Below are 19,876 nucleotides of genomic sequence, written 5' to 3' on the forward strand. Positions count from 1 at the left end.
GAAGACGAGTCTAGGCCAGTGGGCGACAGCCCCCCACCGCGATCTCGGTCAGGCCGGCGGGACGGCCTGCGGCGCTTCCGGTGGCGTGCCCGCGGGAATGGGCGGAGCCGCGATCGCGGGGGCCTGGGCGCCGGGTGCGGGTGGTTCGTCGGCGGCCATCGGGGCGGGCGGGACGGCGTCGGCCGGCGTCGGCGCGGGCGCCGGCTGCGGCGCGTCGGGGGCACCGAAAGGTGCCGGCGGGACGGCAGGGGGAGGACCCGCCGGGGCGGTCCCGGCCTGCGGCTCCAGGCAGATCATCCGGCACGCCGCCGAGGGACGCGGCAGCTGTTGTTGCTGCCGCTGCTCGGGGGAGGCCATCCACGGCGGGAGCCAGGGCACGTTGGCCAGCTGGTTCTCCATGCTCGGCTGACCCAGGTCGATCAGGGAGGATCCGGCGGTCTGCTGGATCGGCGACATCCCGTGCATGCTGAACGATTCGGGCCCGAGGCCCTCCGGGTGTCCCAGGTGCTCGAGGTGCAGGTCCGCGATCGGCGGCGCCGGACCGATGATCGGCGGCAGATCCACCGGCGCCACCCCGGTGGCGTAGGCCGCCGCCCAGCCCATCACGTTCTCGGCATAAGCCATCGAGTTGTTGTAGCGCAGGATCGCGGTCAGGACATGCGACTGCTCGCGCAGGTTGAGTCCGCCGCTGCACAGGTACCGCGCTGCCGCCAGCGTCGCGTCGTAGACGTTCTGCGGGTCGGCGCGGCCGTCGCCGTCACCGTCGGCGGCGTAGCGCGACCAGGTTCCCGGCAGAAACTGCATCGGCCCCATGGCGCGGGCGTAGACGACTCGTCCGGGAGCACTGCTGGCCACGATGACCTCGTTGCCCGGCAGCGTCCCGTCCAGCGCCGGTCCGTAGATCGGCTGCAGCGCGGTGCCGCGCGCGTCGGTGGCGCCGCCGTTGGCATGCGCCGACTCGATGCGGCCGATCCCGGCCAGCAGATTCCAGCTGATCCCACATTCGGGGGCGGCGACCGACATCTGATTTTCGGCGTTGCGGTAGGCCGCCAGCGCCGTCTTGGGGATGCCCAGGGTGCCCGGCGCGTAGACGACGGCCGCCGGCGGCGCCGCCGCGGCGCCCGCCGCCACGCGCACGTTCGGCTGGGCACGCTGCACCGCGACGACGGCGGGACCCGACGAGCGCCCGGAGGACCCGGGGGATGAAGTGTGCACCGCCGCCAGCGGGGTCACCGCGGCGTTGCGCAGGGGGAGCGAGCTCGACGGGGAGCGAGGCGTTGCACCCACGGCACCGGCGAACACCAACGGGGTGATGAACGCCAGGCCGAACGCGGGGCGCAGCGCAGCACGGGCTGCCCGCCGCCATCTGGCCGCGCGGGACAGGTGCTCGGCTGCACCGCCCCCTGTAGGCACTCGACCGCCCCTTGTCCGCCTCGGAAAGGCGTTGGAAAAGCCTCGGAAACGCCTGGGTGAAGCCGCTTCCGCTTCGTGAACTAGGTCACCATACCTAACACCGGTCTCGCTGGTGTCGGTTATGCCCGTTCGTCACGCGGTAGAGCCGAGCGGGCGGGTGCGGACTCCGGGCCGGCCAGGTCGGACTCGGGCCGCATCTCCTCGAGCAATTCCCGGACCCGCTCGAGCTCGTGGTGCAGGTAATCGCGGGTGGCGACCTCGCCGACCGCCAACCGCAACGACGCCAGTTCGCGGGCCAGGTACTCGGTGTCGGCCTTGGTCTGCGCGGCGCGGCGGCGGTCTTCGTCGAGGCTGACCCGGTCACGGTTCTCCTGCCGGTTCTGGGCCAGCAGGATCAGCGGTGCGGCGTAGGCGGCCTGGGTGGAGAACGCCAGGTTGAGCAGGATGAACGGGTAGGGGTCCCACTTCAGACTGACCGCGTAGACGTTCAGCAGAATCCAGCCCACCACCAGCACGGTCTGAATGGCCAGGTAGCGCCCGGTGCCGAAGAACCGTGCCACCCCCTCGGTGAACCGGCCCAGCGCATCCGGGTCCATCCGCAGGCCGGGCAGCCGTGAGGTGCGCGGGGTGGAGAGCCGCTGCGATGACGAGCGGTCGGTCATGACGGCCTCCCGGCGAGTTTCGGCCCCAGGTCCGGCTCGGGGGTTTCGCGCCAGTCGCGCGGCAGCAGGTGGTCCAGCACGTCGTCGACCGTCACCGCGCCCAGCAGGTGATTCTGTTCGTCGAGCACCGGCCCGCAGACCAGATTGTAGGCGGCGAAGTAGCGGGTCAGCTCCGCCAGCGACACCTCCGGGTTCAGCACCGGCAGGTCGGAGTCGACGAATCCGCCGATGAGTTCGGCCGGTGGCACCCGCAGCAACCGCTGCAGCGGAACACAGCCCAGGTAGTGGCCGGTCGGCGTGGCCGTAGGCGCCCGGGTGACGAACACCAGCGACGACAGCGCCGGGGTCAGGTCGGGGTCCCGGACCCGGGCCAGCGCCTCGGCGACCGAGGTGTCGGCGGTCAGCACCACCGGGTTGGAGGTCATCAACCCGCCCGCGGTGTCGGGGGAGTGCTCCAGCAGGCGGCGCACCGGATCGGAGTCGTCGGGGTCCATCCGCGCCAGCAGTGCCTCGGCCTCGGTCGGGTTCATCGCCCCCAGCAGGTCGGCGGCGTCGTCGGGATCCATTTCCTCCAGGACGTCGGCGGCGCGTTCGGTGCCCAGCTGACCCAGCACGACGGTCTGGCGCTCTTCCGGGAGTTCCTGCAGGATGTCGGCCAGTCGCGCGTTGTCCAGGGCGTTGATCACCTCGTAGCGGCGCTTGGGCGGCAGCTCGCGGATCGCGTCGGCCACCTCGATCGGCCGCCAGCCCTCGAATTGCTGCAGCAGCTGGGCCACGCCCTGTCCGGGCATGGCCAGAGCGGAGGGGGTCAGGCCCTGCACGTTGCGCCAGTCCACGATGTGTACGGCGGCGCGCCGGCCCAGCCGTCGGGAGTGCCGCACCGCGATCCGCGTCACCAGCCAGTCGCGCGTGCGGCTCTGCTCGATGGCCAGGTCGGTGATCGTCACGTCGACGTCGGCCAACTCCGGCAGCTCGGGATCGGTGACGCGGACCTTGGTGTCGAGAACCTGCCCCAGCGCCAGCACCTCACCGGGCCGCTGATCGAACTTGCGCAGTGACACCGTTCCGGTGTTGAGCGTCACCGCGTTGGGCTCGATCGCCGCGACCCGCAGAATCGGGACGAAAATGCGTCTGCGGGTGGGCAATTCGACGACGAGTCCCAGCACACGCGGCTGCTGACGCACGATGCTGAGACTGAGCACCACATCGCGCACCCGGCCAACGGATTCGCCGAACGGGCCCAGCACCAGCATCCGCGCGAGCCGCGCTGCGTAAACCCTGTTGCTCGACGCCATGGTTGAAAGGGTAGGAGTGTTTAGGTGACCAACGCATATCGCCCCCGCCGTACCTGCCTGTCGGTGCCCGGCAGCAGCCAGAAGATGATCGACAAGGCCAAGGGTCTGCCCGCCGACGAGATCTTCCTCGATTTGGAGGACGCCGTCGCCCCGGCTGCCAAGGAGCAGGCTCGGACCCGAGTGGCCGAAGCGCTCACCGCACCGGGCTGGACGGCGCCGTTGCTGGGCGTGCGGGTCAACGACTGGACCACGCCGTGGACCCACGCGGATCTGATCGAGGTGGTCTCGGCCGTCGGCGCCGCCGGGTCCCGCCTGGATGTGGTGGTGTTGCCCAAGGTGTCCGACGCCTCCCACGTGCAGGCCCTCGACCTGCTGTTGACCCAGTTGGAGACGGTGCACGGCCTGCCGGTCGGGCAGATCGGCATCGACGCCCAGATCGAGGACGCCCGCGGCCTGACCAACATCAACGCCATCGCCGCCGCGCCCCGGGTGCAGGCGCTGGTGCTCGGTCCGGCCGACCTGATGGCCAGCCTCAACACCCGCACCCTGGAGGTCGGCGAGCAGCCCGAGGGTTACACCGAAGGCGACGCCTACCACCATGTGCTGATGACGATCCTGGTCGCCGCGCGCGCCCACGGGATCGCCGCCGTCGACGGCCCCTATCTGAAGGTCCGCGACGTCGAGGCGTTCCGGCGGGTGGCCGGGCGTTCGGCCGCCCTCGGGTTCGACGGCAAATGGGTGCTGCACCCCGACCAGATCGCGGCGGGCAACGAGATCTTCAGTCCCAGGCAGGCCGAGTATGACCATGCCGAGCTGATCCTGGAGGCCTACGCTTGGCACACCTCGCACGCCGGCGGCGCCCGCGGCGCGGTGATGCTCGGCGACGAGATGCTCGACGAGGCCAGCCGCAAGATGGCATTGGTGGTGGCCGGCAAGGGCCGCGCGGCCGGAATGCGCCGGGAGGCACCGCCGTTCGAGCCGCCAGCCTGAAGGACGGCCGGCACCAAGGCCGTCAGTGCAGCGCGACCATCGCGAGGATGAACGAGAGCACGACCGCGACAGCGCCGACGGCGGTGCCGGCCACCGCCATGCCGTGGCCGGCCTCACCGGTCCGCTTGATCTGGCTGAGCGCGACGACACCCAGCACCACGCCGACGATCCCCAGCGGCCAGAACAGCAGGCCGAGCAAGGCGACCACCAGGGAGCTGACCGCCAAGACGTTGGTCTTCTGCGGCTGGCCCGGATTGAAGTAGCCGCCCGGATAGGGCGTGCCGTAGCCGCCCGGCGGGTAGCCCGGTGGTGTGCCGTAGCCGGTGGGGTAGCCGGGTGCGCCGAAGCCCGGGTAGTCGCCCGGTGCGCCGTAACCCGGCGGCGGCGGATAGCCGCCGGGCGGTGCGTCGTAGCGCGGCTGAGCCGGGTAGCCGCCTGCCGGCGGGGGCGGTGGGTAGCCGCCCGGCGGTGGAGGCGGAGGGTAGCCGCTCGGCGGGTAATTCGGCGGCGGAGGAGAATAACCATCGAAGCCCGACGGATAGGGCCAGCCGCCCTGTTCAGGCCCGGACGGGCCCGGCTCAGCCCAGGGTTGATCGGCATTGGCTCGTGGATTCTCGCCAGAATCCTCGCCGGGAGCTGTCATGCTGTTCAACCTAGCGGATTCGCCGGGACCGGCCTGTTGTCCGACAGTCGCTTCCCGGTGCGAGGAGAGAGAAGTCCCATGACCAGCCCTTTTCAGTCCGGACAGACCCCCGATCCGCTCGGCGGGGCGGCAGCCTCGGGCCGGCGTGACGCGGCCCGACTGCCCACGCCGCCCAAAGGCTGGCCGATCGGGGCATATCCCACCTACGCCGAGGCGCAGCGCGCGGTGGACTACCTGTCCGATCAACAGTTTCCGGTGCACCAGGTGACCATCGTCGGTGTCGACCTGATGCAGGTCGAACGGGTCACCGGTCGGCTCACCTGGCCCAAGGTGCTCGGCGGCGGGGTGCTGACCGGGGCGTGGCTAGGCCTGTTCATCGGCCTGGTGCTGGGCATCTTCAGCGCCAACCCCACCCAGGCACTGGTGACCGGTTTGATCGCCGGCGTCTTCTTCGGTCTGATCACCTCGTCGGTGCCCTACGCGATGGCCCGCGGCACAAGGGATTTCAGCTCGACCATGCAATTGGTGGCGGGGCGCTACGACGTGCTGTGTGACCCGCAGAGCGCCGAGCAGGGCCGGGATCTGTTGGCGAAGCTGACGCTCTGACTTCGCGTTGTTGCGTAGCGCGGCCGGGCGGCCTTACCGTCGTGGCACGAAGCGGCAACGGGAGGCGGGTGGGGTGGCGAGTCGGCGCGGTCGCGTACGGCGGCTGGGCGCGGCCGCGCTGGCGGCGCTGAGCGTCGCCTCGGCGGGAGCGGCCTGCGGCTCGGCCGGACACGCCGGTGACGGCCTGGTGATCAGTGTGTACACCCCGGCCAACGACACGGCCACCTTCCGGGCCATCGCCGCGCGCTGTACCGAACAGACCGGTGGACGCTACCGGATTCAGCAGTTCAGCCTGCCGAGAGCCGCCGACGACCAGCGCCTGCAATTGGCCCGTCGGCTCACCGGGAACGACCGCACGCTGGACGTGATGGGCCTGGATGTGGTGTGGACCGCCGAGTTCGCCGAGGCCGGCTGGGCGCTGCCGCTGTCGGCCGACCCGGCCGGAAAAGCCGAAGCCGATGTCGCAGACGACACCCTGCCGGGGCCGCTGGCGACCGCCCGCTGGCGAGACCGGCTCTATGCCGCCCCGCTCATCACCAATACCCAATTGCTCTGGTACCGACCAGATCTGATGAGCACTGCCCCGGCGACCTGGGACGGGATGGTCGCCGAGGCGGTGCGGTTGCACACCGCCGGCGAGCCGAGCTGGATCGCGGTGCAGGCCAAGCAATATGAGGGCCTGGTGGTGTGGTTCAACACCCTGCTGGCCAGCGCCGGGGGCCGCGTGCTCGACGACGACGGCAAGACGGTCACCCTGACCGACACCGCCGAACACCGGGCCGCCACCGTCGCCGCACTGCGGATCATGCAGGCGGTGGCGAGGGCGCCGGGTGCTGATCCGTCGATCACCCAGAGTGACGAGGGCACCGCCCGGCTGGCGTTCGAGCAGGGCAAGGCGGCACTGGAGGTCAACTGGCCGTTCGTGCTGCCGTCCATGCTGGAGAACGCGGTCAAGGGCGGCGTGGGGTTCCTGCCGCTGGACCGGCGGCCGGATCTGGCCGGCAGCATCAACGGTGTGGGCTCGTTCGCGCCCAGCGACGAGCAGTACCGGATCGCCTACGAGGCCAGCCGCCAGGTGCTCGGATTCGCGCCGTATCCCGCAGTCTCGCCGGGCCATCCGGCCAAGGTGACCCTGGGCGGGCTGAACCTGGCGGTGGCCAGGACCAGCCGTCATCGCGCGGAGGCGTTCGAGGCGGTGCGTTGCCTGCGCGACGCGGCCAACCAGAAATATGTCGCGATCGAGGGCGGCCTGCCCGCGGTGCGCGCCTCGGTGTACTCCGACCCGCAATTTCAGCAGAAGTACCCGCACCACAACCTGATTCGCGACCAACTCACCCACGCCGCGGTGCGCCCGGCCACACCGGTCTATCAGGCGGTGTCCACCCGCATCTCGGCGACGCTGGCACCGATCACCGCGATCGACCCGGAGCGCACCGCCGACGAGCTTGCCGTGCAGGTGCAAAAGGCCATCGACGGCAAAGGATTAATCCCGTGACCGCGCACGCCGACGAGAGGTCACAGCGCCGGCTGGCCCTCGTGCTCGTCGCCCCGGCGGTGATCCTGATGCTGGCGGTGACGGCCTACCCGATCGGCTACGCGATCTGGTTGAGCCTGCTGCGCTACAACCTGGCCACGCCGGATGACACCGCGTTCGTCGGCTTGGCCAACTACCAGACCACCTTGACCGACTCCTACTGGTGGACCGCCTTCGCGGTGACGCTGGGTATCACCGTCGTCTCGGTGGCCATCGAATTCGTGCTGGGTCTGGGGCTGGCGCTGGTGATGCACCGCAGCCTGTTCGCCAAGGGGATGGTGCGCACCGCGGTGCTGGTGCCCTACGGCATCGTCACGGTGGCCGCCGCCTACAGCTGGTACTACGCCTGGACTCCGGGCACCGGCTACCTGGCGAACCTGCTGCCGGCCGGCAGCGCGCCGCTGACCCATCAGCTCCCGTCGCTGGGCATCGTGGTGCTGGCCGAGGTGTGGAAGACGACGCCGTTCATGGCGTTGCTGCTGTTGGCCGGGTTGGCGTTGGTGCCCGAGGACCTGCTCAAGGCGGCGCAGGTCGACGGCGCCGGAGCCTGGCGGCGACTGGTCAAGGTCATCCTGCCGATGATGAAACCCGCCATACTGGTGGCCTTGTTGTTCCGCACCCTGGACGCGTTCCGGATCTTCGACAACATCTACGTGCTCACCAACGGCTCCAACAACACCGGTTCGGTGTCGATCCTGGGCTACGACAACCTGTTCAAGGGCTTCAATGTGGGGTTGGGTTCGGCGATCTCGGTGCTGATCTTCGTCTGCGTCGCGCTGATCGCTTGGGTGTTCGTCAAGGTGTTCGGCGCCGCGGCGCCGGGATCGGACCAGAAATGACCGATGTTCGCCGCCGCGCGGCCTGGCTGATCATCGATGTGGCGGTGGTGGTCTACGCACTGGTGCCGGTGTTGTGGATCCTGTCGCTGTCGCTCAAGCCGACTTCGACGGTGAAGGACGGCAAACTGATTCCGTCGTCGGTGACCTTGGACAACTACCGCGGCATCTTCGCCGGGGACGTGTTCGGCTCGGCGCTGGTCAACTCGGTGGGCATCGGGCTGATCACCACGGTGATCGCGGTGGTGATCGGCGCAATGGCCGCCTACGCGGTGGCGCGGCTGGACTTCCCCGGCAAGCGGCTGCTGGTCGGGGCCGCACTGCTGATCGCGATGTTCCCCCAGATATCGCTGGTCACACCGATTTTCAACATCGAGCGGGCGACCGGGCTATTCGACACCTGGTCGGGGCTGATCATCCCCTACATCACCTTCGCGCTTCCGTTGGCGATCTACACCCTGTCGGCGTTCTTCCAAGAGATTCCGTGGGACCTGGAGAAGGCCGCCAAGATGGACGGCGCCACCCCCGGCCAGGCGTTCCGCAAGGTGATCGCGCCGCTGGCGGCGCCGGGCATCGTCACCGCGGCGATCCTGGTGTTCATCTTCGCCTGGAACGACCTGCTGCTGGCGTTGTCGCTGACGGCGACCAAAGCCTCGGTCACGGCGCCGGTGGCGATCGCCAACTTCACCGGCAGTTCGCAATTCGAGGAGCCGACCGGCTCCATCGCCGCGGGCGCGATGGTGATCACGGTGCCGATCATCATCTTTGTTCTAATCTTCCAGCGACGGATCGTGGCCGGACTGACCTCCGGTGCGGTGAAGGGATAGGCCGATGGCAGAGATCGAACTCTCGCACGTCACCAAGAGCTACCCCGACGGCGCCGTGGCGGTCAACGATCTGTCGCTGAGCATCGCCGACGGCGAGTTCATCATCCTGGTGGGTCCGTCGGGCTGCGGAAAATCCACCACGCTGAACATGATCGCCGGCCTGGAGGAGATCTCGTCGGGGGAGTTGCGGATCGGCGGCGAACGCGTCAACGAGCGCGCCCCCAAGGACCGCGACATCGCCATGGTGTTCCAGTCCTACGCCCTTTACCCGCACATGACGGTGCGGGGCAACATCGCGTTCCCGTTGACCCTGGCCAAGATGAAGAAGGCGCAGATCGCCGAGAAGGTGGCCGAAGTCGCCAAAATCCTTGACCTGACCGACTTTCTGGACCGCAAGCCGTCGCAGCTGTCCGGCGGGCAGCGTCAGCGCGTGGCCATGGGGCGAGCGATCGTGCGGCACCCCAAGGCATTCCTGATGGACGAGCCGCTGTCGAACCTGGACGCCAAGCTGCGGGTGCAGATGCGCAGCGAAATCGCCCGGCTGCAGCGGCGGCTGGGCACCACCACCGTCTACGTCACCCACGACCAGACCGAGGCGATGACGCTCGGAGACCGGGTGGTGGTGATGCATGGCGGAATCGCGCAGCAGATCGGCACTCCCGACGAGCTCTATGAGCGGCCCGCCAACCTGTTCGTCGCCGGGTTCGTCGGCTCGCCGGCGATGAACTTCTTCCCCGGCACCCTGACCGCGGCCGGCGCGCGACTGCCGTTCGGTGAGGTCCCGCTCGACGCGGCGACTCGCGACGCGATCGGCAAGCATCCGGCGCCGGCCGGCGGCGACGTGGTCATCGGGGTGCGTCCCGAACATCTCGGCGATGCCGGACTGCTCGATGATGCCCAGCGCGGGCGGGCGGTCACGTTCGGGGCCCGCGTCGACCTCGTCGAATCGCTGGGCGCCGACAAGTACCTGTACTTCACCCCGAACGAGCCGGCCGGGACGTCCGGTGAAACCGAACTGGTGGCACGGGTTCCCGCCGCATCCAAGGCGGCCGGTGGGCAGCCCATCGAGCTGGCCCTCGACGCCGGCAAGGTGGTGGTGTTCGACGCCAAGTCCGGGGTGAACCTCAGCGTCGCACCGGCCGGACGGTGAACCGCCGGTGAGCGACGAGCTGGAGCGGGTGCGCGAACACCTGCGGGCGCATTTCACCGCCGCGGGCATCACCTCGCAGCCCGACGCCGCGCGCGTGACGTTCCTGGGTGTCGAGCCCATCGAGGTGTTGCGGTTCGGTCCCGGACCCGACCGGATGGTGCACTACGTCTCGGTGGGTTGCTCGCGGCATCCGATGGGCGATCCGGGCCAGATCCTGGCCGACCCGGTGCACGGCCCGCGCGCTGAAGTGGTTCTGCGCCTGCGGGTTTCGGGTTCTGATGTCGGGCTGGCCCGCAGCCTCGCCGCGGTGGCGGCCGCTCCGGTGGTGGAGGGCGTGGTGCTGGCGCCCGACGCGTTGATGGACCTCGGCGGGCCGCTGTGGACCCGGCAGTCGGGGGCGGTGCCGTTCACCGCGATGCTGCTGGGCGACAGCGATATCGCCGAGTTGCCGCTGGCGCAGCCGCGCGAACCGGTGCGGTTCTTCTCGGCCACCCCGATCACCGCGACCGAGGCGGCCTGGGTGCGGCTCAAGGGCGCCGACGCGATGCGGGAGGCCTGGCGGACCGACGGGGTGGACGTGTTCGACCCCGACCGCCGGGCCTCTGAACCCTAACCGCGAGCAGACACGAAAGCGCCCTTGGGCCGCGCAAATTGGGGGCTTTCATGTCTGCTCGCGAGGGAGACCGGGGCGCTTAGAGCCAGCCGTTGCGGCGGAACGCGCGATACAGCAGGGTGCAGATGCTCACCATCGCCACCAATACCACCGGGTAACTGAACGTCCAGTGCAGGGCGGGCATGTGGTCGAAGTTCATTCCGTAGATCCCGGCGATCATGGTGGGAACGGCGATGATGCCCGCCCAGGCCGACATCTTGCGCATATCGGTGTTCTGCTGCATTCCCACTCGCGCGAGCGCCGCCTGCACCAGCGAGCTGAGCATCTCGTCGTAGCTGGCGATCTGCTCGGCGGCGCGGGTCTGGTGGTCCCCGACGTCGCGCAGGTAGCGCCGCACCTCCTTGGAGATCAGATCCTTATAGTCGGTCTGCATCCGCTGAAACGGAATCGACAGCGGCGCCACCGCGCGTCGCAGTTCCACGACTTCGCGTTTGATCTGGTAGATCGGTTCGACGTCGGTGCGGGTGCCCGGCGCGAACGCCACCTCCTCAATGGTGTCGATGTCGCTTTCCATCAGGTTGGTGACCTCGACGTAGCGGTCGACCACGTAGTCGGCGATGGCATGCATCACCGCGTACGGGCCCAAGCGAAGATGCTCGGGGTCGGCGTCCATTCGTTTGCGGACATTGGACAGGCCGCTGTGTTCGCCGTGGCGCACGGTGACGACGAAGTTCTTGCCGACGAAGATCATGATCTCGCCGGTCTCGACGATCTGGCGGGGGAGCACCACTGATTCGTGCGGGACGTAGTTGACGGTTTTGAGCACCAGGAACAGCGTCTCGTCGTAGCGCTCCAGCTTGGGCCGCTGGTGGGCATGCACGGCGTCCTCGACGGTCAGTTCGTGCAGGTCGAATGTCGCCGCCACCGCCTGCATCTGGCGCTCGTCGGGCTCGTGCAGTCCCACCCAGACGAAGGCATTGCGGCCGCTCGCCTCGACGTCGCGCACCTTGGCCATCGCCCCGGCCGGGGTGAAGTCGCCGGCAATCCGGTCGCCGTCGGCATAGACGCCGCAGTCGATCAACACCCGGGGAACCGGGTCGCGCAACGCGGTCATGGCGCCCTCCCTCCCGGCACATGTGCCGGTGAAATGCTACGCGCCCAGAGCCAAAGTGACCGGTCAGCGCGGTTCGGTCGGGGTCCGGAGTTTCCGTGCCGCCGGCGGTGCGCTAGTTTCGACCCGGACCAATCCCAGCCAAGCCGACCCCGTTCGAGGAGCACTTGACGTGAGCACAACCCCACTGAAGGTGGCCGTCACCGGCGCCGCCGGCCAGATCGGCTACAGCCTGCTGTTCCGCCTGGCCAGTGGCTCGCTGCTGGGCCCCGACCGGCCGATCGAACTGCGTCTGCTGGAGATCGAGCCCGCGCTCAAGGCGCTCGAGGGCGTGGTGATGGAGCTCGACGACTGTGCCTTCCCGCTGCTGTCGGGCGTGCAGATCGGCTCGGACGCGAACAAGATCTTCGACGGGGTGAACCTGGCGCTGCTGGTCGGCGCCCGCCCGCGCGGTCCCGGCATGGAGCGCAGCGACCTACTTGAGGCCAACGGCGCGATCTTCACCGCGCAGGGCAAGGCGCTCAACTCGGTCGCGGCCTCCGACATCCGCGTGGGTGTGACCGGTAACCCGGCCAACACCAACGCGCTGATCGCGATGACCAACGCCCCCGACATCCCCAAGGAGCGCTTCTCGGCGCTGACCCGCCTGGACCACAACCGGGCGATCTCGCAGCTGGCAGCCAAGACCGGCGCCAAGGTCACCGACGTCAAGAAGATGACGATCTGGGGCAACCACTCGGCCAGCCAGTACCCCGACATCTTCCACGCCGAGGTCGGCGGGCGTAACGCCGCCGAGGTCGTCGGTGACCAGGCCTGGATCGAGAACGACTTCATCCCGACCGTCGCCAAGCGTGGTGCGGCGATCATCGACGCCCGCGGTGCCTCCTCTGCCGCCTCGGCGGCCTCGGCCACCGTCGACGCCGCCCGGGACTGGCTGCTGGGCAGCCCGGACGGGGACTGGGTGTCGATGGCGGTGGTCTCCGACGGTTCCTACGGTGTGCCCGAGGGCCTGATCTCCTCGTTTCCGGTCACCACGAAGAACGGCGACTGGAGCATCGTGCAGGGCCTGGAGATCGACGACTTCTCCCGCGGCCGGATCGATGCCTCGACCGCGGAGTTGGCCGAGGAGCGCGAAGCGGTCACCGGGCTGGGATTGATTTAGCCCACAACGTCTGCCGACGCGGCCGGTTCGTCTCCTGGACGGACCGGCCGTGCTCGTTGGAACCTCATCCCGCCTCGTCGGATGCGGCCGACCGAAGCGCCAGAGGACCGGCGCAGTACCCTTGCTGACGATGTCTGAGAACTCGTCTGCGACGCAGAACGCCCCGATGGTCATCGGCGATGAAGAGATCTTCGAGGCCCACCTGGGCGGGAAGATCGCGGTGGACCTGAAGAGCCCACTGGACACCCAGCGCGCGCTGTCGATCGCCTACACCCCCGGGGTGGCGCAGGTCAGCCGCGCCATCGCGGCAGATCACACGTTGGCAGCCCGCTACACCTGGGCGCACCGGCTGGTGGCGGTGGTCAGCGACGGCACCGCGGTGCTGGGGCTGGGTGACCTCGGTCCGGCCGCGTCACTGCCGGTGATGGAGGGCAAGGCCGCCCTGTTCAAGACATTCGCCAACCTGGACTCCATCCCGATCGTGCTGGACACCAAGGATCCCGACGAGATTGTGGAGACCCTGGTGCGGCTGCGGCCGACGTTCGGTGCGGTCAACCTGGAGGACATCTCCGCCCCGCGGTGCTTCGAGATCGAGCGCCGCGCGATCGAGGCACTGGACTGCCCGGTGATGCACGACGACCAGCACGGCACCGCGATCGTGGCGCTGGCGGCGCTGATGGGTGCGGCCAAGGTGCTGGGCCGGGACATCACGTCGCTTCGGGTGGTGGTGTCCGGCGCGGGCGCGGCCGGTGTGGCCTGCGCCAACATCCTGCTCTCGGTGGGCATCTCGGAGATGATCGTGCTGGATTCGCAGGGTGTATTGCACCCCGAGCGCACCGACATGAACAACGTCAAGGCCGAGCTCGCCCAGCGCACCAACCCCGACGGCCGCACCGGCGGATTGACCGAGGCTCTCGCCGGCGCCGACGTATTCCTGGGCGCCTCGGGAGGAGTGGTGCCCGAGGAGTTGATCGCGTCGATGAACCCCGGCGGTGTGGTGTTCGCGCTGTCCAATCCCGACCCGGAGATCCACCCGGAGTTGGCGGCCAAGTATGCCGCGGTGGTGGCGACCGGCCGCAGCGATTTCCCCAACCAGATCAACAACGTGCTGGCCTTCCCGGGCGTGTTCCGCGGCGCGCTGGACGCCGGCGCGCAGCGGATCACCGAGGCGATGAAATTGGCTGCCGCCGAGGCGATTTTCTCCGTCGTCGCCGACGACCTGGCGCCGGACCGGGTGGTGCCGAGCCCACTGGACCCCCGGGTCGAACCGGCCGTTGCCGCGGCGGTCGCGGCTGCCGCCGGCTCAGCGTCCTGAGCCCGCGGTGCCCCGGCCGCACAGACAGCACCTGCGCCGACTGGTGCTGGCATGGGTGGCGCTGCTGATCGCAGGTTGTGGTGGCCACTCGCAACCCGCGGCCTTGAGTGTCGGAACCTCACCGGACCCGCAATCGCAGGTTCTCGCCCATCTGTACGCCAGTGCTTTGCGCGGCGCCGGCGCCGCGGTGCGCGTCGCACCGGTCGCCGACCCGGTCGCCGGGCTCGACACCGGAGATCTCACCGTCGTACCGGGCTACACCGGCCGCTTGCTGGCGGGATTCGCTCCGGATTCCACCGCGCGCTCGGACCGGCAGGTCTACTGGGCACTGGCCGGAGCGCTGCCGGAGGGCATCGCAGTCGGTGACTACGCCATGACCGCCACCGACAAGCCCGCGGTGGCCGTGACGAAAGCCACGGCGACGGCCTGGGGAGGCACCGATCTGCGCGCGCTGGTACGACACTGCGCCGCGCTGACCGTCGGCGCTGTCGCGGGCCGGCGGCCACCGGCCGCGGTGGGCCGGTGTACACCGGCGAAGTCACGCGAATTCCCCGATGACGCAGCGTTATTCGCGGCATTACGTAGCCGCCAGATCACTGCGGCGTGGACCAGCACCGCCGATCCCGGCGTTCCCGACGACGTCGTGCTGCTCGCCGACGGCCGGCCGGCGCTGGTGCGCGCGGAGAACGTCGTCCCGCTGTATCGGCGCAATGCGCTGAACGAATCACAACTGCTGGCGATCAACCAGGTGGCCGGTGTGCTGGACACCGCTGCCCTGACCGACATGCGCCGCCAAGTCGAGGCTGGCGTCGACCCCCAGGCGGTGGTGGACGCCTTCTTGGACGAACACCCGCTGGGGCGGTAGCGCGGCTAGCGGGGTCCGAACCGGGGGATGACGTAGGCGAACAGTCGCTGGTATCGCGAGCCGGTGAGGCGCACGAGCAGATCGAGGGCCCGCGCGTCGTTTCCGATCAGCACGCGGGCCCGGCTCTTGCTGACCCCGTCGAGGATCACCCTGGCGGCTTCCTCTGCGGTGGTGGAGGCCAGTCGCCGATCGAAGAAGTCGGCCATCGCCGCGGCATCCACCCCCTCCGCGGTGGTCGCGTTACGGGCGATCGCGGTCTTGATGCCGCCCGGATGCACCGTGGTGACCTTGACCGGATGCTTGGCAATGGCCATCTCCTGGTGCAAGGCCTCGGTGAACCCGCGGACGGCGAACTTGGCCGCGTTGTAGGCGGCCTGGCCGGGCATCGACAGCAGCCCGAACAAGCTGGAGATGTTGATGACGTGGCCGTCCCCGGAGTCGATCAGGTGTGGCAGGAAGGCCTTGGTGCCGTTGACCACGCCCCAGAAGTCGACGTCCATCACCCGCTCGATGTCCTTGAACTGGCTGTCTTCCACGTCGCCGCTGAACGCGATGCCGGCGTTGTTGTAGATCTGGTTGACCTTGCCGAAGTGCTCCTTGACCTCGTCGGCGTAGGCGATGAACGCTTCCCGCTCGGTGACGTCGAGGCGGTCGGCCTTGACCCGCACGCCCAGCGCGGCCAACCGCTGCTCGGTCTGCGCAAGACCCTCGGTGTCGACGTCGCTGATCGCCAGCTGCGCGCCCGCGCGGGCCAGTTCGACGGCCAGCGCCTGGCCGATGCCCGACCCGGCTCCGGTGACAACGGCGACTTTCCCGGCAAATCCCTGCATGTGCTCTCCCAGCGGTCGGTTGACCATTAGAGCCTATCCGGTACCGCCGGTACCGTGTTCACGCAGTCCGGTAGCCCTGGCGAGCGCGCACAGTTGCGCGTGCCAGCGCCTCCTCAGCCGAACGCCTCGTCGGTGCCCGATGCTCCTCGAGCGTTCGGCTTCGTTCCTCAACCGAACGCCTCGTGGGTGCCTGATGCTCCTCGAGCGTTCGGCTTCGTTCCTCAGCCGAACGCCTCGTCGATGATCTCCTGCTGCTCGACGGCGTGCACCTTCGACGAACCCGACGACGGCGCCGACATGGCCCGCCGCGAGATCCGCTTGATCCCGCTCAGCTTGTCGGGCAACAGCTCCGGCAGCTCCAGGCCGAACCGCGGCCACGCCCCCTGGTTGGCCGGCTCCTCCTGCACCCAGAAGAACTGCTCTGCATTCGGATAGCGGTCCAGGGTTGCGCCCAGCCTGCGCTTGGGCAGGGGCGCCAGTTGCTCGACCCGCACGATCGCCACGTCGTCGCGGCCGTCCTTGGCCTTGCGTGCGGCCAGCTCGTAGTAGATCTTGCCGCTGGTCAACAGCACCCGGGTGACTTTGTTGCGGTCGCCGTCGCCGTCGCCGTAGGTGGGCTCTTCGAGCACCGAGCGGAACTTGACGTCGGTGAAGTCCTTCAGGTCGCTGACGACCGCCTTGTTGCGCAGCATCGACTTCGGGGTGAACACGATAAGCGGCCGCTGGATCCCGTCGAGGGCGTGCCGGCGCAGCAGATGGAAGTAGTTCGACGGAGTCGACGGCATCGCGATCGTCATCGAGCCCTCCGCCCACAACTGCAGGAAACGTTCGATGCGCCCGGAGGTGTGATCGGGGCCCTGGCCCTCATGGCCGTGCGGCAGCAGCAGCACCACGGTGGACAGCTGGCCCCACTTGGCCTCACCGGAGCTGATGAACTCGTCGATGATCGACTGGGCGCCGTTGACGAAGTCGCCGAACTGCGCCTCCCACAGCACGAGCGCCTCGGGGTTGCCGACGGTGTAGCCGTACTCGAAGCCGACCGCGGCGAATTCGGACAGCGGTGAGTCGTAGACCAGGAACTTGCCGCCGCTCGGGGTGCCGTCAGGGTTGGTGGCCAGCAGCTGCAGCGGGCACAACTCCGCGCCGTTGGACTGGTCGATGATCACCGAGTGCCGCTGCGAGAAGGTGCCGCGGCGGGTGTCCTGCCCGGACAGCCGGATCAGCTTGCCGTCGGCGACCAGCGAACCCAGCGCCAGCAGTTCGGCGAACGCCCAGTCCACCTTGCCCTCATAGGCCATCTCCCGGCGCCGCTCGAGCACCGGCAGCACCCGCGGGTGCACGGTGAAGCCGTCGGGAATCGTCATGAACGCATCACCGATGCGGGCCAGCGTCGCCTTGTCCACCGCGGTGTTCAGGCCGCGGGGGACCTGTTGCTCGGATTCCACCGACTCGCTGGGCAGCGCGGCGTGCTTCTCGAGTTCGCGGATCTCGTTGAACACCCGCTCCAGCTGACCGTGGTAGTCGCGCAGGGCGTCCTCGGCCTCTTTCATCGAGATGTCGCCGCGACCGATCAGGTCTTCGGTGTAGCTCTTGCGGACGCCGCGCTTGGTGCCGATCACGTCGTACATGGACGGGTTGGTCATCGACGGGTCATCGCCCTCGTTGTGCCCGCGCCGGCGGTAGCACAGCATGTCGATGACGACGTCCTTCTGGAACTTCTGCCGGAAGTCCACCGCCAGCCGGGCCACCCAGTCGCACGCCTCCGGGTCGTCGCCGTTGACGTGGAAGATCGGCGCGCCGATCATCTTGGCGACATCGGTGCAGTATTCGCTGGAGCGGGAGTGGTCCGGCGCCGTGGTGAACCCGATCTGGTTGTTGACGATGATGTGGATGGTGCCGCCGACCCGGTAGCCGGGCAGCAGTGCCATGTTCAGCGTCTCGGCCACCACGCCCTGGCCGGCGAACGCCGCGTCGCCGTGCAGCATCATCGGCACGACGGAGAATGCCGGCTGCCCGCTGCCATCCGAGGCGCCCTTGTCCAGCAGGTCCTGGCGGGCCCGGACCAGTCCCTCGAGCACCGGGTCCACCGCTTCCAGGTGCGACGGGTTGGCAGTCAGCGACACCTGAATGTCGTTGTCGCCGAACATCTGCAGATACACCCCGGTGGAGCCGAGGTGGTACTTGACGTCGCCGGAGCCGTGCGCCTCGGCCGGGTTGAGGTTGCCCTCGAACTCGGTGAAGATCTGCGAATAGGGCTTGCCGACGATGTTGGCCAGCACGTTGAGCCGGCCGCGGTGCGGCATGCCGATGACGACCTCGTCGAGCCCGTACTCGGCGCACTGGTCGATCGCGGCGTCCATCATCGGGATGACCGACTCGGCGCCTTCCAGCGAGAACCGCTTCTGCCCGACGTACTTGGTCTGCAGAAAGCTCTCGAACGCCTCGGCGGCGTTGAGCTTGCTCAGAATGTATTTCTGCTGCGCCACAGTGGGTTTGATGTGCTTGACCTCGATGCGCTCCTGCAGCCACTGCTGCTGCTCGGGCTCGAGGATGTGGGTGTACTCCACGCCGACGTGGCGGCAGTAGGCGTCGCGCAGCACCGAGAGGATCTCGCGCAGCTTGCGGATGTCGCCACCGGGCAGTCCCTCGACTTTGAACTCCCGGTCCAGGTCCCACAGCGTCAGACCGTGGGTCAGCACGTCGAGGTCGGGGTGGCTGCGGAAGCGGGTGTTGTCCAGTCGCAGCGGGTCGACGTCGGCCATCAGGTGACCGCGGTTGCGGTAGGCGGCGATCAACTCGACGACCCGGGCGTTCTTGTCCACGACGGAGTCGGGGTTGTCGATGCGCCAGCGCACCGGCTCATAGGGGATGGACAGCTCGAAGAAGATCTCGTCCCAGAAGGCGTCGGACAGCAGCAACTCGTGCACCGTGCGCAGGAAGTCGCCCGATTCCGCACCTTGGATGATCCGGTGGTCATACGTCGAGGTCAACGTGATCAGTTTGCCCACCCCGAGCTCGGCGATGCGCTGCTCGCTGGCGCCCTGGAACTCGGCGGGGTACTCCATCGCGCCGACGCCGATGATGGCGCCCTGGCCGGCCATCAGCCGCGGCACCGAGTGCACGGTGCCGATGGTTCCGGGGTTGGTCAGCGAGATCGTCACGCCGGCGAAGTCCTCGGCGGTCAGCTTGCCGTCCCGGGCGCGCCGCACGATGTCTTCGTAGGCGGCGACGAATTGGGCGAACCGCAGCGATTCGGCGCCCTTGATGGCCGCCACCACCAGGGAGCGCTTGCCGCCGGCGCCCTGCAGGTCGATGGCGAGCCCCAGGTTGGTGTGCGCCGGGGTGACGGCGTTGGGTTTGCCGTCGATCTCGGCGAAATGCCGGTTCATGTTCGGGAACTGCTTGACCGCCTGCACGATCGCGTAGCCCAGTAGGTGGGTGAACGAGATCTTGCCGCCACGGGTCCGCTTGAGCTGATTGTTGATGACGATGCGGTTGTCGATCATCAGCTTGGCCGGCACGGCGCGCACGCTGGTGGCCGTCGGCACCTCCAGCGAGGAGGACATGTTCTTGACCACCGCTGCGGCTGCTCCGCGCAGCACCTGCACCTCGGCGTCGTCGGCCGGAGCGGGGGACTGGGACTGGGCCGGCTTGGTGGCCTTGGCGGGTGCAGGCTTGGTCGGGGCGGGCTTCGGCGCGGCGGCCGGCTTCGCCTGGGCGGCCGGTGCAGGTTGGGCGGGCGGCGGCGTGGACTTAGCGGGCGGGGCGGCGGGAGTCGGTGCGGACGGCGCTGCGGACGAGCCGTCACCGCTGTGTTCATGCGGCGGTTCCAGCTTCGCCTCTCCTCCGTCGAGGCTCACTGAACCGCCGGGCTTGTAGTCGGACAGGAACTCGTGCCAGCTCGGATCCACCGATGACGGATCGTCGCGGAATTTGCGGTACATCTCCTCGACTAGCCACTCGTTCTGACCGAAGGGTGAACTCATACCGCTCACGTCTGTTACTCGCCTCGATTCCTGGTCGT

At 68.8% G+C, this 19,876-nt stretch carries 16 protein-coding genes and 1 pseudogene; 10 read left to right on the top strand and 7 right to left on the bottom strand.

The features are described 5' to 3' along the window. Positions 1-48 precede the first annotated feature (48 nt). From A5648_RS00130 to A5648_RS00140, 3 genes are all read right to left on the bottom strand, one after another. Positions 49-1,413: a lytic transglycosylase domain-containing protein gene (locus A5648_RS00130; protein WP_065022594.1), complete on the bottom strand. Its 1,365-nt coding sequence runs from the start codon at positions 1,411-1,413 to the stop codon at positions 49-51. Positions 1,414-1,532: 119 nt separating this feature from the next. Further along, the gene (locus A5648_RS00135; protein WP_065022595.1) at positions 1,533-2,075 is read right to left on the bottom strand and encodes a DUF1003 domain-containing protein; all 543 of its coding nucleotides are present in this window, start codon (positions 2,073-2,075) and stop codon (positions 1,533-1,535) included. Further along, entirely contained in the window at positions 2,072-3,370 is a 1,299-nt protein-coding gene (locus tag A5648_RS00140; RefSeq protein ID WP_065022596.1) for a magnesium transporter MgtE N-terminal domain-containing protein, read from the bottom strand. Before A5648_RS00140 ends, A5648_RS00135 begins: the two co-directional genes overlap by 4 nt. A gap of 24 nt (positions 3,371-3,394) precedes the next feature. Here A5648_RS00140 and A5648_RS00145 point away from each other — a divergent pair, with 24 nt between their 5' ends. Further along, positions 3,395-4,360 carry an HpcH/HpaI aldolase/citrate lyase family protein gene (locus A5648_RS00145; RefSeq protein ID WP_065022597.1) on the top strand — a complete coding sequence of 322 codons (966 nt, stop codon included), beginning with the start codon at positions 3,395-3,397 and terminating at the stop codon, positions 4,358-4,360. Positions 4,361-4,382: 22 nt separating this feature from the next. Here the strand turns inward: A5648_RS00145 and A5648_RS00150 are convergent, their stop codons facing one another. Then, positions 4,383-5,003: a DUF4190 domain-containing protein gene (locus A5648_RS00150; RefSeq protein WP_065022598.1), complete on the bottom strand. Its 621-nt coding sequence runs from the start codon at positions 5,001-5,003 to the stop codon at positions 4,383-4,385. 78 nt (positions 5,004-5,081) lie between these two features. On the opposite strand from A5648_RS00150, the gene A5648_RS00155 reads away from it, so the two are divergent. From A5648_RS00155 to A5648_RS00180, 6 genes are all read left to right on the top strand, one after another. Further along, positions 5,082-5,609 (top strand): general stress protein, encoded by a 528-nt coding sequence (locus tag A5648_RS00155; protein ID WP_065022599.1) that lies wholly within the window; start codon positions 5,082-5,084, stop codon positions 5,607-5,609. Positions 5,610-5,682: 73 nt separating this feature from the next. Further along, the gene (locus tag A5648_RS00160; RefSeq protein WP_065022600.1) at positions 5,683-7,104 is read left to right on the top strand and encodes an ABC transporter substrate-binding protein; all 1,422 of its coding nucleotides are present in this window, start codon (positions 5,683-5,685) and stop codon (positions 7,102-7,104) included. Beyond that, the gene (locus tag A5648_RS00165; RefSeq protein ID WP_207511543.1) at positions 7,101-7,982 is read left to right on the top strand and encodes a carbohydrate ABC transporter permease; all 882 of its coding nucleotides are present in this window, start codon (positions 7,101-7,103) and stop codon (positions 7,980-7,982) included. Before A5648_RS00160 ends, A5648_RS00165 begins: the two co-directional genes overlap by 4 nt. Then, a complete protein-coding gene (locus A5648_RS00170) occupies positions 7,979-8,806 on the top strand; it encodes a carbohydrate ABC transporter permease (protein WP_065022601.1) in 828 nt (275 codons plus the stop codon). Before A5648_RS00165 ends, A5648_RS00170 begins: the two co-directional genes overlap by 4 nt. A gap of 4 nt (positions 8,807-8,810) precedes the next feature. Then, complete coding sequence (locus A5648_RS00175) at positions 8,811-9,956, top strand: ABC transporter ATP-binding protein (RefSeq protein WP_065022602.1); 1,146 nt, start codon at positions 8,811-8,813, stop codon at positions 9,954-9,956. 7 nt (positions 9,957-9,963) lie between these two features. Continuing rightward, positions 9,964-10,569, top strand: a complete 606-nt coding sequence (locus A5648_RS00180) for a suppressor of fused domain protein (protein WP_065022603.1) — start codon at positions 9,964-9,966, stop codon at positions 10,567-10,569. Between the two features lie 79 nt (positions 10,570-10,648). Here the strand turns inward: A5648_RS00180 and corA are convergent. Next, a pseudogene (gene corA / locus A5648_RS00185) lies at positions 10,649-11,665 on the bottom strand (magnesium/cobalt transporter CorA); the annotation flags it as partial. 187 nt (positions 11,666-11,852) lie between these two features. Between corA and A5648_RS00190 the strand changes: the two are divergent. The 3 genes from A5648_RS00190 (at position 11,853) to A5648_RS00200 (ending at position 15,022) form a co-directional block, all read left to right on the top strand. Then, a complete protein-coding gene (locus tag A5648_RS00190) occupies positions 11,853-12,842 on the top strand; it encodes a malate dehydrogenase (protein ID WP_065022605.1) in 990 nt (329 codons plus the stop codon). 130 nt (positions 12,843-12,972) lie between these two features. Next, the gene (locus tag A5648_RS00195; RefSeq protein ID WP_065022606.1) at positions 12,973-14,157 is read left to right on the top strand and encodes an NAD(P)-dependent malic enzyme; all 1,185 of its coding nucleotides are present in this window, start codon (positions 12,973-12,975) and stop codon (positions 14,155-14,157) included. Positions 14,158-14,164: 7 nt separating this feature from the next. Continuing rightward, positions 14,165-15,022, top strand: a complete 858-nt coding sequence (locus A5648_RS00200; protein ID WP_082966255.1) for a glycine betaine ABC transporter substrate-binding protein — start codon at positions 14,165-14,167, stop codon at positions 15,020-15,022. A 5-nt stretch (positions 15,023-15,027) separates the two neighbouring features. On the opposite strand, the gene A5648_RS00205 is transcribed toward A5648_RS00200, so the two are convergent. Both A5648_RS00205 and A5648_RS00210 read right to left on the bottom strand, forming a co-directional pair. Then, complete coding sequence (locus A5648_RS00205) at positions 15,028-15,852, bottom strand: SDR family NAD(P)-dependent oxidoreductase (protein ID WP_065022680.1); 825 nt, start codon at positions 15,850-15,852, stop codon at positions 15,028-15,030. A gap of 221 nt (positions 15,853-16,073) precedes the next feature. After that, positions 16,074-19,847, bottom strand: a complete 3,774-nt coding sequence (locus A5648_RS00210) for a multifunctional oxoglutarate decarboxylase/oxoglutarate dehydrogenase thiamine pyrophosphate-binding subunit/dihydrolipoyllysine-residue succinyltransferase subunit (RefSeq protein ID WP_065022607.1) — start codon at positions 19,845-19,847, stop codon at positions 16,074-16,076. Positions 19,848-19,876 lie beyond the last annotated feature (29 nt).

Source organism: Mycolicibacter sinensis (assembly GCF_001673565.1).
GTDB lineage: Bacteria > Actinomycetota > Actinomycetes > Mycobacteriales > Mycobacteriaceae > Mycobacterium > Mycobacterium sinense_C.

Coding starts and splice junctions, on each gene's coding strand:
- A5648_RS00135 (WP_065022595.1), bottom strand. CDS start 2,075: ATGACCGACCGCTCGTCATCGCAGCGGCTCTCCACCCCGCGCACCTCA.
- A5648_RS00140 (WP_065022596.1), bottom strand. CDS start 3,370: ATGGCGTCGAGCAACAGGGTTTACGCAGCGCGGCTCGCGCGGATGCTG.
- A5648_RS00150 (WP_065022598.1), bottom strand. CDS start 5,003: ATGACAGCTCCCGGCGAGGATTCTGGCGAGAATCCACGAGCCAATGCC.
- A5648_RS00155 (WP_065022599.1), top strand. CDS start 5,082: ATGACCAGCCCTTTTCAGTCCGGACAGACCCCCGATCCGCTCGGCGGG.
- A5648_RS00170 (WP_065022601.1), top strand. CDS start 7,979: ATGACCGATGTTCGCCGCCGCGCGGCCTGGCTGATCATCGATGTGGCG.
- A5648_RS00175 (WP_065022602.1), top strand. CDS start 8,811: ATGGCAGAGATCGAACTCTCGCACGTCACCAAGAGCTACCCCGACGGC.
- A5648_RS00195 (WP_065022606.1), top strand. CDS start 12,973: ATGTCTGAGAACTCGTCTGCGACGCAGAACGCCCCGATGGTCATCGGC.
- A5648_RS00205 (WP_065022680.1), bottom strand. CDS start 15,852: ATGCAGGGATTTGCCGGGAAAGTCGCCGTTGTCACCGGAGCCGGGTCG.